The sequence below is a fragment of the Halolactibacillus halophilus genome (genome assembly GCF_900115605.1).
GTDB lineage: Bacteria > Bacillota > Bacilli > Bacillales > Amphibacillaceae > Halolactibacillus > Halolactibacillus halophilus.
Window position 1 is genome coordinate 154,938 of sequence record NZ_FOXC01000001.1, and the last position, 13,377, is coordinate 168,314.

10 protein-coding genes are annotated in these 13,377 nt (G+C 39.7%); 2 read left to right on the forward strand and 8 right to left on the reverse strand.

Annotated features, from left to right (window positions below):
* The first annotated feature begins 248 nt into the window (after positions 1–248).
* The gene (locus BM098_RS00820; protein ID WP_089829393.1) at positions 249–677 is read left to right on the forward strand and encodes a DUF2507 domain-containing protein; all 429 of its coding nucleotides are present in this window, start codon (positions 249–251) and stop codon (positions 675–677) included.
* A gap of 67 nt (positions 678–744) precedes the next feature.
* On the opposite strand, the gene uvrC is transcribed toward BM098_RS00820, so the two are convergent.
* The 7 genes from uvrC to zapA form a co-directional block, all read right to left on the reverse strand.
* The gene (gene uvrC, locus BM098_RS00825) at positions 745–2,577 is read right to left on the reverse strand and encodes an excinuclease ABC subunit UvrC (RefSeq protein WP_373863166.1); all 1,833 of its coding nucleotides are present in this window, start codon (positions 2,575–2,577) and stop codon (positions 745–747) included.
* A 116-nt stretch (positions 2,578–2,693) separates the two neighbouring features.
* Positions 2,694–4,382: a hypothetical protein gene (locus tag BM098_RS00830; RefSeq protein ID WP_186819672.1), complete on the reverse strand. Its 1,689-nt coding sequence runs from the start codon at positions 4,380–4,382 to the stop codon at positions 2,694–2,696.
* 123 nt (positions 4,383–4,505) lie between these two features.
* Entirely contained in the window at positions 4,506–4,820 is a 315-nt protein-coding gene (gene trxA, locus BM098_RS00835) for a thioredoxin (RefSeq protein WP_089829397.1), read from the reverse strand.
* Positions 4,821–4,913: 93 nt separating this feature from the next.
* Positions 4,914–7,256: an endonuclease MutS2 gene (locus tag BM098_RS00840; protein WP_089829399.1), complete on the reverse strand. Its 2,343-nt coding sequence runs from the start codon at positions 7,254–7,256 to the stop codon at positions 4,914–4,916.
* Between the two features lie 9 nt (positions 7,257–7,265).
* Entirely contained in the window at positions 7,266–8,999 is a 1,734-nt protein-coding gene (gene polX / locus BM098_RS00845; protein WP_089829401.1) for a DNA polymerase/3'-5' exonuclease PolX, read from the reverse strand.
* A gap of 71 nt (positions 9,000–9,070) precedes the next feature.
* Entirely contained in the window at positions 9,071–9,595 is a 525-nt protein-coding gene (locus tag BM098_RS00850; RefSeq protein WP_089829403.1) for a CvpA family protein, read from the reverse strand.
* 7 nt (positions 9,596–9,602) lie between these two features.
* Positions 9,603–9,863, reverse strand: a complete 261-nt coding sequence (gene zapA / locus BM098_RS00855; protein WP_089829405.1) for a cell division protein ZapA — start codon at positions 9,861–9,863, stop codon at positions 9,603–9,605.
* Between the two features lie 122 nt (positions 9,864–9,985).
* Here zapA and rnhC point away from each other — a divergent pair, with 122 nt between their 5' ends.
* Complete coding sequence (rnhC, locus tag BM098_RS00860) at positions 9,986–10,918, forward strand: ribonuclease HIII (RefSeq protein WP_089829407.1); 933 nt, start codon at positions 9,986–9,988, stop codon at positions 10,916–10,918.
* A 25-nt stretch (positions 10,919–10,943) separates the two neighbouring features.
* On the opposite strand, the gene pheT is transcribed toward rnhC, so the two are convergent.
* Positions 10,944–13,370 carry a phenylalanine--tRNA ligase subunit beta gene (pheT, locus tag BM098_RS00865; RefSeq protein ID WP_089829409.1) on the reverse strand — a complete coding sequence of 809 codons (2,427 nt, stop codon included), beginning with the start codon at positions 13,368–13,370 and terminating at the stop codon, positions 10,944–10,946.
* Positions 13,371–13,377 lie beyond the last annotated feature (7 nt).

Sequence of the window (13,377 nt, forward strand, 5' to 3'; positions counted from 1 at the left end):
TCTTCACTTGATAAACAAGAGGCTCGTGTTCTCACTTCGTTAAAGGCCGTGTATATTTGCCTGTCATCTAAAATCACCTTTTTAAGTGTAACACCACCTTAGTTATAAAATATGTCAGACTACTATATTAGTGAGCTAATGGTTAGTGGAACATCCACCATATCCTTTCTCATTTTCAGCTCTATAACAGAAAAAGATTGCAGAACACTTAAAAAAACGTGATAATAACTACCAAGGGGGCACATTCGATGAAAAAAATAGACCAACTACAAACAATGTACGAAACCACTGGCATTCACCCAGGCTATGATTTATTACGATATATGGCATTACCTGATTTACTTGGAAAGGACCAAGACACTGTCCTTTATATTTTAGGTAAAAATATGAGTCGGGCACTTGAGGTTACTACCATTGAAGAACTTATTGCTGCCTTTAACGTTATCGGCTTAGGTGACTTAGCTCATGTAAAAGAAAAGCGTAGTGAAGATCTGTTTACCTTAACGTCATCATTCATTGATGCACGAAAACAAGCGGAGATTAATCAGACATATCATTTTGAAGCAGGACTCATTAGCGGTGCGATGGAGACGGTGCGTGGTTTCCAATGTGAAGCAGAAGAAACCGTTAAAGCAAAAAAATCGCTGGTTGAATTTACCGTTAAGCACTATCGTTAGAAATGAAAAGTAAAAGATCCGTGGCTGAATGTGTCGTTCATTTAGCCATGGATCTTTTTGTATAGTTTCACTCGTTTGTATCTTTCTTACCTTCTGTATCGGCTTCTTCTGCATCAGCTAACTCATCTTTTTCTTGATTCAAATGATATAGAATTGTCTCAGCTGTTGGTTTAGGTATTCCGAGTCGAGTCATTGTCTCAAGATCTGCTTGTTTAATTTCCGTGATTGATTTGAAATGAGATAAGAGTAAACGACGGCGCTTTTCACCGACACCTGGTATTTGATCGAGCTCTGAGCGAATCGCATTCTTCCCGCGTAAACTACGGTGAAACGTAATCGCAAAGCGGTGAACTTCATCCTGAATCCGTTGAATCAAATAAAAACTTTGTGATTTGCGTCCTAAATTAACAACAGCTGGCGGATTACCATATAACAATTCACTCGTTTTATGTTTATCATCCTTTGCGAGTCCTGCAAGAGGTATATCTAAGCCCAGTTCATTCTCAAGCACATCCCGGGCCGCAGACATTTGCCCTTTGCTCCCGTCAACAAGAATCAAGTCAGGTAGTGGTAAACCATCTTTTAATACCCTTGTATAACGGCGACGAACGACTTCACGCATTGTATCATAGTCATCCGGACCTTTGACATCACGTATTTTATATTTGCGGTACTCTTTTTTATCTGGCTTACCGTCTATAAAGACAACCATCGCACTCACAGGATCGGTTCCCTGGATATTTGAATTATCAAAGGCTTCAATCCGGTGGGGCGTATCAATGTGAAGGATTTCCCCTAGCGTTTCTACCGCCTTGATTGTTCGCTCTTCATTGCGTTCAATGAGCTGGAATTTTTCAGATAAAGCGATTTCTGCATTTTTACCTGCCAAATCAATCAGTTCTTTCTTTCTCCCACGATAGGGAATGGTTACATCCATCTTCAATAATTCTTTTAATAAGTTAAACTCAATCGGTGCTGGCACGAGAATTTGTTTTGGTTTTAAATGATTTTGATGCAAGTAAAACCGACCAACGAAAGTGGTGAAGACATCTGTCGGTTCATCAAAGAACGGAAAAATCGACACATCGCGCTCAATAAGCTTTCCTTGTCGGATGAAAAAGACTTGAACGCACATCCAACCTTTATCATAACTAAAGTTAAAGATATCACGATCCGTTCGATCTTCTAACGTCATTTTTTGTTGTTCCATAACTGAATCAATATGAGTGAGTTGATCCCGTAATTCTTTCGCACGCTCAAAGTTTAAATCTTCACTCGCTTGATACATTTTTCCTTGAATCGTTTGTTTAATAGCTTGATGCCCCCCTTTTAAAAACCGTGAGATTTCTTGGGTGATCTCTTTATAAAAGTCTCGACTAGGCGGGTCGTCACTACAAGCGAGACATTGACCTAAATGATAATATAAGCAATACTTTCCAGGTGGATTATTACACTTTCTAAGCGGATACAACCGGTCTAATAACTTTTTTGTTTCTCTTGCGGCTAATACGTTTGGATAAGGGCCAAAGTAACGCGCCTTATCTTTCAAGACTTTTCTTGTGGTAATAAGCCGTGGATGGCGTTCATTCGTAATTTTTAAATAGGGATATGATTTATCATCTTTCAACAAAATATTATATTTCGGATCATATTTTTTAATTAAATTCATCTCTAAAATAAGTGCTTCCATTTCTGATGATGTCACGATATATTCAAAATCAACAATCTCTTGAACAAGTCGCTGGGTTTTTTGATCATTAGCACCGGTGAAGTAGCTCCGCACTCGATTTTTTAACATTTTTGATTTACCGACGTAAATAACCGTACCATGTTTATCCTTCATCAAATAACAACCAGGCTCAGCCGGTAATACTTTTAATTTTTCTTCAATTTGACTCATCACTTCACCTCTTTTACAATAACTCTATTATAGCACATACGTTCTCTTTAAAAAAACTAAGAAGCACACCCACCTCTGTGAGTATGCCTCCTTTGTTGATGAATCTTATTCACCTTTTATTCTTCTGTGTTCTCTTTTGGTGGTGTTTCATCTGTTTCGGTATCTTCTGATGCATCTGGGTCTGTATTTGTCGAGTTCTCTTCCACTGCTGGTTGTTCCAACAGTTCAAACACACGAAATTCTAAATCTTCATTGACCGCTCCTTGGACTTCTGAACCGACACCGACAAATGGTAACCTATCACTTAATGATATATCAGCTTTATAAATCGTCCCATCAATCATAAAGTAATACACCGTATTACCTTCGACAACAACTTGAGCAATATCTTCAACACGTCCGGTTAAGGCCGTTAATTCTTCATCTGTTTCAATATCGTCAACAATACTGTCGTCACCCGTCTCACCGGTCACTTGTCTAATTAAACCATCAACCGTTTCAGCGGTTTTAACTTTTTGGTAATCAACCGCATCGACTAAGGCGTATGAACGAACAAGGCCTGAATCATCTTTTAAAGATGAAATATAGTAAGGCTTATTCTCAAGACTAATGAGCAGTGGAAAAGTAGAAGTAAAGCGCATTTGTTGCAAGCTACCTTCAGCTGAGTCCATTGCCGAGAATTCATCTGCGGATGTGACGGGATAATACGATGCTTCTTTCGTTCGTAAATTCACTAAATAAAAGCCGATATTTGACGCGTCACGATTGACACTTGTCACACCGGTATAAAGATAAACATCATCTTGCATCGGGATATAGTTATACCCGTTGGTTGTTTGGGTCACCCCCCGTTTTTGGAAGACACTGTTCCAAAAACCATTCACGTAAAGCCCGCGATAATTCAGTTGTTGAATCATCAAATCGGCTGAATAAATCCGGTCAACCCAATCAGGCATATCTCCTAATGAATAAGCAGCGGTTTCTCCTGTGACTGCATCAAGGACAATCACACCATTTGGCTCTTGTTGAGTGAAGAGAAACTTATTTTCATACGTCGTCGCAATATAATGTGGGTGTCCTTCATCATCGACTTCAAATGATGGGTTTTGGAACATCTTGGTTGGATAGTTAAAACGCAAGTACCTTTTTACATTACGATTAAAGAGTTCTGCGTCGGAATATTTAATCCCTTCTTCAACATCTTCTACTGTCACTTCTCCAGAAACCATGTCAACCGTTAAGTAATTGGGCAATCCTTCATTACGGTTATTGAGCCACTGCATAAAACCTGCATATTTTAATGGTGTTACGCGATAAGGTTCATTCGCAATATTGATTTGTGTATACGTTTCTGCCGGTACAAATTGAGAAACGAGCTCAGTTAAAGAGCCAATTCGGCGATCGCCTAAACGTTTGGCTGTATCGCGGTCCAGCATCGGAATTTGATCGGTTGATAACGTCGGAAAATCCGCTTCAAAATCCTTTTCTTCTACCTCAATTAACGCCGCATAGTCTTTCGCACGAAAGATGGGACCATTAAAGAGTTGCATAATAAAACTTAAACCAATAAAAATCAACACAAAACCAAACAGATAATACTTTTTACTTAATTTCCTGAGCGCTTGGGGCGAAAAGACAGAATCAGCAACGATTTCAATAAACATAGCCACTAAGATAATGACAGCCAGATAACCTCTAAAGCCGGGCGACTGAATGTTTAGTGGCGGTAAAACGAAATAATAACTCAGTCCGATACCAAGTAAAAACAAGGCATACAGTATTATTTTAGCACGAGATTTTTTCATAAAAATGAGACTCCTTCTTAAAACATGATATGTAAATTGTTACATATTCAGCATATCACAAGGACAAGTTAAAAACAAAAATAACCCACTAAAAAAAGGAGCCGGAAGGCTCCTTTTTTAATCTTATGCGTGATGGTTAATACGTGCTTCTAATGCTTCTTTTGGTTGGAATCCAACAACTTGGTCAACGACTTCTCCGTCTTTAAAGAATAGTAATGTCGGAATACTCATCACACCATATTGACCTGCCGTTTGTTGGTTTTCATCAACATTTAATTTTGCGATTGTTACTTTATCAGCCATTTCATCAGAAATTTCTTCTAATACAGGTCCGATCATTTTACAAGGTCCGCACCATGGTGCCCAGAAGTCTACTAATACTAATCCTTTTGCTGTTTGTTCTTTGAATGATTGATCTGTTACTTTTACAGTTGCCATTATATAATTCCTCCTAAAAAATTGTTCTCAATGATTTCTACAATGCCAAGTATACCACCCAGGGGTTTTTTTTGGCTAGTGTTCTGCTCACACTTACTTAAACTCAAAAATCGTGACGCCACTGCCGCCTTCTTGCGCACTTCCGGCGGTTGCGGATTTAATATGGCGGTGACGTTTAGCGTATTCTTGTACACCTTTTCTTAAAGCGCCTGTCCCTTTACCATGAATAATTGTCACTCGCGGATAACCTTGAAGTAAAGCGTCATCGATATATTTTTCTAATTGTTGCAGTGCATCTTCATATCGTTCTCCGCGCAAATCTAACTCCGGCTTGGTATGAGAGCCTTTATTTTTAACAGTCGCAACTGGTCTTGTCACTGTTTCTTTTTTTGGCGCTAACTTTTCAAGTTGATTTTTCTTCACCTTTATTTTCATCATACCGACTTGTACTTGAAATTCTTTATCTGAAATTTCTTCAACAATCGTTCCGTTCTGATTAAGCGTGACTAAATGTACATCATCTCCAACTGCTAACGTTTCTGCTTTTACTTTCTTCTCTACTTGTTTTTGTTGTTTTTTCGTTAAGGTTGGCTTTGCTTCATCGAAAAGTTTACGCGCTTCAATCCACTCATGTTCTTTTAATTCATGCTGGTTTTTCATCTCACGCATCGTTTGAACAACAGCTTCTGCTTCCACTCGTGCTTTTTCAACCGCTTTCTCAGCCTTTTGTTCAGCTTTTTCAAGCAAGCGGTCCCGTTCTTGTGCAAACTCATGCCACTTCCGTTCTAAATCGCGCTTCAATTCTGCCGCTTCTTCAACATACGTTTCTGCTTTTAAATAGTCATCTTCTGCTTGACGTCTCGCTGTGTCAAGAGAAGCAATCATATGGTCCACACTCTTTGTATCTGTGCCAATTAATTCTTTGGCATTAAGGATCAACGATTCGTCTAGTCCCAGACGACGAGAAATATCAAAAGCATTACTACGACCTGGTATCCCAATTAATAACCGGTAAGTTGGTCGTAAGGTTTCAACGTTAAATTCCACTGACGCATTAATAACCCCATCACGGTTATAGCCATACGCTTTTAATTCAGGGTAGTGGGTTGTCGCAATAACCCGTGCTTTTCTTTCAACAACTTCATCTAAAATCGCCATCGCAAGAGCTGCCCCTTCTTGCGGGTCTGTTCCTGCCCCTAACTCATCAAATAACACTAAGGTCTTGTCATTAACGTGCGCAAGAATATCAACGATGTTCGTCATATGTGAAGAAAAGGTACTTAAGCTTTGTTCAATTGACTGTTCATCACCAATATCCGCAAACACATCTTCAAACACTGCGAGTTCACAACCATCTTGGGCCGGAACTTGCAAGCCTGATTGAGCCATTAGTGTGAGTAAACCGACCAGTTTTAATGTGACGGTTTTACCACCCGTGTTCGGTCCAGTTATGACAATCGCATGATAATCATCACCAAGTGCAACGTCATTGGCGACCACTTCGTCATCTGTTAAGAGTGGATGACGGGCTTGTTTCATCTCAATCACACCACGGTCATTCATTTCAGGCATCGCCGCATGCATCGTTTGTGATAATTTACCCCGTGCAAAGATAAAATCTAAACCACTTAACACATCAATATTATGTCTTAAAGCCACATGTTCTTCGGCAATTTTTAGTGATAACGCTTTTAAGATTTTTTCGATTTCCACCTGTTCTTTTGCCCGAGCTTCTGATAATTGATTGTTCACTTCAACCACGCCTTGAGGTTCCATAAATAAGGTTTGCCCTGAGGCTGATTGATCATGGACAATTCCACCAATCGCTTGACGATATTCTTGTTTAACCGGAAGGACATAACGGTCGTTACGAATGGTCACAATCGCATCAGACAACATATTCGACTTCGTGCGAGTCAATGTTTCAAGCCGTTCTCTAATTCTTGATTCACTTGTTCTAATCTTCGTCCGAATCTGACGCAGGACATCTGAGGCTGCATCCATCACGTGCCCGTGTTCATCAATACACGACTTAATTTCTCGTTCAAGTTGTGAAAGTGGTTCAAGTTCTTCCGTTAGTGCCCGAATCAGTGGGGCTTCTGGTTCTTCCATTTGATCCATAAAGCGTTTAATATTTTTTGTTCCGTATAACGTGCTCTGTACTTGCAGACACTCACCCGCACTTAATATCCCACCAATTTCTGCTCGTTTTACAGCCGGGCGAATATCACTTACCCCGCCAAAGGGGAGTGTTTGATTTAAGCGTAAGATTTGAACTGCCTGATCGGTTTCTGCTTGTAAGTGCAAGACCGTTTCAAGGTCTGTTTTTGGTTTTATTGTTTTTGCGAGTGTTTTACCGAGTGATGTATCAGCTTTCTCTATTAACTTATCGATAATTTTATTAAACTCTAACACCCGAAATATTCTTTCATTCATCGAATCACCTTATTCTTGTTTTTTCTTCCAAAATGCTTGCAGTTCTTCTAATGTCCACGTATTAACGACCGTTTCTTTTTTCAACCAACCACGTCTCGCAACACCTACGCCTTCTTTCATAAACTCAAGCGTTTCTTTACTATGGGCATCGGTATTGATTGTCACCTTCACATCATGGTCTTGGCATACTTTAATCCAATCACTATTTAAATCAAAGCGTTTTGGATTGGCATTAAGTTCTAATATTGTATGTGTTTCCTTCGCTTTTTGAATCAATTGTTCCATATTCACCTTATACCCGTCTCGCTTACCAATAATGCGTCCAGTCGGGTGTGCGATATGTTTGACGTATGGATTCTCCATCGCATTAAACAAACGTGTCATGATCTCTTCTTCTGTCTGACTAAACGAGGAATGAATTGCCCCGATGACATAGTCAAGCCCTTGTAAGAAATCATCCTCAAAGTCAAGCGAACCATCTGGTAAAATATCCATCTCCACGCCAGCTAGTATCGTAAGATCTGGAAACAGTTGTCTTACTCGTTCAATCTCTTCGCGTTGTTCTCTTAAGCGGGCTTCATTTAAACCATTTGCGACGCGTAAGAATTTTGAGTGGTCAGTAATCGCAATATATGCATAACCTTTATCACGAGCAAACCGAGCCATCTCCTCAATCGACTGGGCACCATCACTCCAGGTTGTGTGCATGTGTAAGTCGCCTTTGATCTCATCAAGTGTTACGAGTGGATATGGCTGTTTAAATGCCTCAATCTCACCTTTTGCTTCTCTTACCTCAGGTGGAATCTCATATAAGTTAAAATGGTTAAAAAAAGCTGCTTCTGACTCAAAAGTTGTTACTTCTCCTGTTTTAACATTTTCAACCCCATATTCACTGATCTTTTCACCCCGGGTTTTAGCAAGCTGACGCATGGCCACGTTATGATCCTTTGAACCCGTAAAATGGTGGAGCGTTGTCGCAAATGCATCATCGCGAATCATGCGAAAATCGACACTCACGTCGTAATGATCTTGAATAATAACCGATACTTTTGTATCTCCACTCGCAATCACTTCTTTTATATCCGCTAACTGAAGCAAGTGTTCTTTAACAACTTGTGGTTGGTCTGTTGCGATAATAAAATCTAAGTCTTTCACCGTCTCGCGCATTCGGCGCATACTGCCAGCGATACTAAACCGTTTAACACCGTTCATTGAGCTTAGAGCAGTTTCAATCTTATGTCGTACCCCGCGAACGGCATCAAATGGCAACCTGTCAGGTTGAACGTTTAACTTTAAAAGTCCCACTAAGATTTTTTCTTCTGACTTTTTACCAAAGCCTTTTAAATCAGCGACCTGATGATTTTCACAAGCCATTTGTAAATCGGCTTCATTCTCGATTTTTAGCTCTTGATAGAGCTTCGCTAACTTCTTACCACCAAGACCTGGTATATCAAGTAATGGGATCAATCCCTCTGGTACTTCTTGTTTTAATACGTTGAGGGTTTCAGATTCCCCGCTATTTAAAAATTCCGTAATCACGCCCTGTGTCCCTTTACCAATCCCTTTAATTGATGACCAATCATCAATCTCACTCAAAGCTCTGGTGTCTGTCTCTAAGGCTTGGGCAGCTTTTCTGTAAGCCGAAATTTTAAATGAGTTTTCTCCTTTTAGTTCTAAATAAATTGCAATCTCTTCAAGTAAATGAATAATGTCTTTTTTATTTATTGCTTCTTTATTTGTCATTACAAGCACCTCCTATTCGTAAGGAAAGACCCTTGCACAAAATACAAGGGTCTGTCATCGTTATTCATCCATTAAAACCATAAAGTCATGATACGATTTGAGAAAATCGGGGTCTGTTCAATCATAAACCGAGCAACGTTTGATTCGGCAATCATCGCTTGTATTTGTTCTACAGGTAATAACGATAAAACAAACACAAAAATAAACAAGACTAAGTATTGTTCAAAAAAACCAAACACGGCACCTAGTCCTTTATTTGCGACATTAAGAAGTGGCAGTTCGGCAACAAAATCAAGCATCGCGGTAATAATTGATAAAATAATTTTGGTGACAAAAAATAAAACAACAAAAGCAATCATATAGTAATAGGCTGCCTCTAAATTAAACGTTGCTTCAAAAAATGCCCACGTCTCCCCTTCAAGAGGAGGATACGGAATATACATTTCTAACATGTTACCAAACGCTTTGTAAAAACGCGATGCAACAATAAACGCAATAAAGAAGCTAACAAAATGAAACACTTGGACAATTAAGCCCCGCTTCATTCCGCGTAAAATACCAAAAATTAGTAGTAACAATAATATTAAATCCATCATGTTCGTTTTAGTCCTCTTTCTTATTCAGTTTTTGTTCAAGGGCATCATAGGCTTCTTTTAACTTTAAATAATCATTCATCGTATTCACGGCTGTTAAAACAGCTAACCGTGTCGTATCTAAACTTTTATTTGCTTGATAGATTTCACGCATTTTATCATCCACAACACTTGCAATCATGCGCATATGATGAAGATCTTCATCACCGACAAGTGTGTAATTTTTACCATATATATCGACGTTGGCACGTGTCTTTTTCACCTGGGTCACCTGTATACCCCCTTTAATAAAATCCTAATATTTATCTTAACATGAAGTGTGTGATTTAGGAAACTATTCTATCGCTATTTTCTCTGATATAATGACACCATACCAATGAAAGAGGAGTGCTTATGGGACATATTGTACACTATGTATCTGATGATACGTTAAAAGAAATGACCACTTATTATCAACCTTATCAAACGAAAACACCTCAACATGCAGTGTTTCAAGCAAAGAAAAATGGCGTGACCATTACTGGCTATCGCTCAAAAAAAGTTATGTTTCAAGGGCAAAACCCAGAAGTAGAAGCGGGTCGCTGGGAGGCTTTAAAAGCGGCTAAAGGTTCAACAAAAAAGACCGTCAATCAACACGATTATATGCCAAATGCGTCACTCTACAACCAAAATACGATCGGCTCCGACGAGACCGGAACAGGAGACTATTTCGGGCCAATCACCGTATGTAGTTGTTATGTCACGAATGAACAGATTCCCTTGCTAAAAGAACTCGGCGTAAAAGACTCGAAAAACTTGACCGATGAAACAATTCAGTCATTAGCCAAAACGATTTTACAATTAAAGATTCCGTATTCGCTTGTGATTTTACATAATGAAAAATATAATCGCCTGCAGAAAAAAGGTTGGTCCCAGGGCAAGATGAAGACGATGCTGCATCATGTGGCAATCACAAAATTGCTTAAAAAAATCGCACCGACTAAGCCAGATGGGATTATTATTGATCAATTTGCGACACCGAATGTCTACATCAATCATTTACAATCTGAAGGAAAAACCTTACCAGCCAGTACGTACTTTGTCACAAAAGCGGAATCTCATGCCATCAGCGTTGCTTGTGCGTCTATATTAGCGCGTTATAGCTTTGTGAAGGAAATGGATAAGCTTAGTAAAACAGCTGGTTTTACGTTACCTAAAGGAGCATCGAGTAAAGTTGACCAAGCCGCAAGTTATCTTGTAAAAAAACAAGGGTATGCTTGCCTCGATCAATTCGCAAAAGTACACTTTAAAAACACAGAAAAAATAGCGACTTACTTGAGAAAATAAGTCGCTATTTTTCTTTATTTCATTTTTATGCGCGTAAAACAGCCCCGTGTGTTGATTTAACGGCAGCTAATACAGCTTCATAACTCGTTTCAACTTCATCATCTGTCAACGTACGCGTTGGATCAAGGTAGCGCAAGTTAAACGCAAGTGATTTCTTACCCGCTGGTAAATGTTCGCCTTGATACACATCAAAGACATGTAAACTAAAGAGATGTTCACCAGCCGCTTGTTTAATCGTTGCTAACACATCACCACTTGGCACCATCTCATCTATCACTAACGCAATATCACGAGACATTGACGGGAAGCGTGGAATTTGATTAAAGTTCGGTTCAAGATCAACATGCTCATATAAATATTCTAAATCTAGATCAAAGACATAAGCAGCCTTTAGGTCATAGGACTTCGCTAAGGTTGGGTGCACTTGACCAATGAAACCAATCGATTGACCCTCATGGTAAAATTCAGCTGTTCGCCCTGGGTGCATGCCATCAATCTCCGCTTTAGCAAAAGTAACATCCATACCTAAACGACTGACCAATGTTTCCACAATGCCTTTAGCAACGTAGAAATCAACGGCTTTATGTTCTTGTTGGAATGGATGTGTCAGCCATTGACCATTTAGAACACCCGCTAAGCGGTTTAATTCTTTTGGTTGTTTCGTGATTTCTTTTTCATCCGAAACAAAGACAGTTCCTACTTCATAAAGCGCAAGATCTTTTTCTTTACGGGCTTGGTTATAGCTTGCGACAGCTAAGAGTTCCGGTAAGAGACTTAAACGTAACGTCGAGTGTTCTTCACTCATCGGCATCGCTAAGCGGACCGGGCTGATGACTTGCTTTTTAATGTCAGGGGCCATTAACATAGTTGCTCGCTCTGTCGTTGTTAGTGAGTAAGTAATTGCCTCAGATAGTCCAGCACCTTCCATCACTTGCTTCACAAAGCGTTTTAACGCTTGACGTTCACTTAATTTACCGGCAAACTGTCCACCCTCTGGTAGCGTGTAATCTAAGTAATCATATCCGTAGATTCTTGCGACTTCTTCTAACATATCTTCAAAAATCGTAATATCTTGACGACGCGTTGGGACATGAACCGTGAAGGTTGACTGATCTTGATCGTATGTGAATTGTAATTTATCTAAAATGACCGCAATCTCATAATCTGTAATGGTTGTACCTAGACGATCATTAATCCGTTCAGTCGTTATGACGACATCTTTTTCACTGTAATCAAGTGCGTCTATTTCACTTACGCCGACACAAATCTTAGCATCAGCATATTTTTCTAGTAAGTGCAAGGCACGATGCCCCGCCCGTTTAACGCGATTAGGATCGACTCCTTTTTCAAACCGCGTACTTGATTCACTGCGTAAGCCATGATCTTTTACTGCTTGACGCACAACTTTTCCGTCGAAGTAAGCGGCTTCTAGTAAAACCGTTGACGTCTCATTGTTTACCTCTGATTCAAAACCACCCATCACACCCGCAAGAGCTTGCGGCGTTTGTCCATTTGTAATGACTAAGTGTTCGGTATTTAATGTGCGGGTTTCTTCATCAAGCGTGACAAAGGTTTCATTAGCTACTGCTCGTCTTATGACAATCTGATTAGATCCAAATCTATCAAAATCAAACGCATGCAGTGGTTGACCATATTCAAGTAGAACGTAGTTTGTAATATCAACGACGTTGTTAATTGGACGAATGCCTGCCGCCATTAAATAATTACGCATCCAGAGTGGTGCAGGTTTAATCGTCACATTCTTTGCGACAAACGCCCCGTAGTAAGGATTGTCATCTGTTGCTTCAACTTTCACTGAAACAAGGTCCGTCGCTTGTTCATCTGTTGTCGTATACGATTCATCTGGTAAGATGACTTCTTCATTTAAAATAGCGGCCACCTCATAGGCTACACCCAACATACTTAAAGCATCCGAGCGGTTTGGCGTTAAACCAAGTTCTAAAATCGCATCATCTAAATTTAAGTAGTCTGTCACGTCACGCCCTATTTGAACTGACTCACTAAAGACAAAAATACCATCTGCTAAGTCTTTCGGTACATATTGTTCCTGAATACCAAGTTCTTGTAAGGAACAAATCATACCATTTGATTCGACCCCGCGTAGTTTCGCTTGCTTAATTTTAAAGTTACCTGGAAGCACGGCGCCAACTTTGGCGACAACAACATGTTGCCCTGTTTCGACATTTGGTGCCCCGCAAACGATTTGAAGTACCTCATCACCGACATTAACCTTTGTAACGTTTAATTTGTCCGCATCCGGATGTTTTTCACATGATTCAACGTAACCGACCACCACGTGGTCTAATCGTTCTGAAACATAGTCAATACCTTCAACTTCAATCCCTGTTTTTGTGATTTTATCTGCGAGTGATTCAGGTGTTTCGCTACCCAAATCAACATATTGTTTTAACCAATTTAATGATACTAACACAGCTTTT

Excerpts from the sequence above, each read along its gene's own strand:
- BM098_RS00820 (WP_089829393.1), top strand. The coding sequence starts at position 249 with ATGAAAAAAATAGACCAACTACAAACAATGTACGAAACCACTGGCATT.
- uvrC (WP_373863166.1), bottom strand. The coding sequence starts at position 2,577 with ATGAGTCAAATTGAAGAAAAATTAAAAGTATTACCGGCTGAGCCTGGT.
- BM098_RS00830 (WP_186819672.1), bottom strand. The coding sequence starts at position 4,382 with ATGAAAAAATCTCGTGCTAAAATAATACTGTATGCCTTGTTTTTACTT.
- trxA (WP_089829397.1), bottom strand. The coding sequence starts at position 4,820 with ATGGCAACTGTAAAAGTAACAGATCAATCATTCAAAGAACAAACAGCA.
- BM098_RS00840 (WP_089829399.1), bottom strand. The coding sequence starts at position 7,256 with ATGAATGAAAGAATATTTCGGGTGTTAGAGTTTAATAAAATTATCGAT.
- polX (WP_089829401.1), bottom strand. The coding sequence starts at position 8,999 with ATGACAAATAAAGAAGCAATAAATAAAAAAGACATTATTCATTTACTT.
- BM098_RS00850 (WP_089829403.1), bottom strand. The coding sequence starts at position 9,595 with ATGATGGATTTAATATTATTGTTACTACTAATTTTTGGTATTTTACGC.
- rnhC (WP_089829407.1), top strand. The coding sequence starts at position 9,986 with ATGGGACATATTGTACACTATGTATCTGATGATACGTTAAAAGAAATG.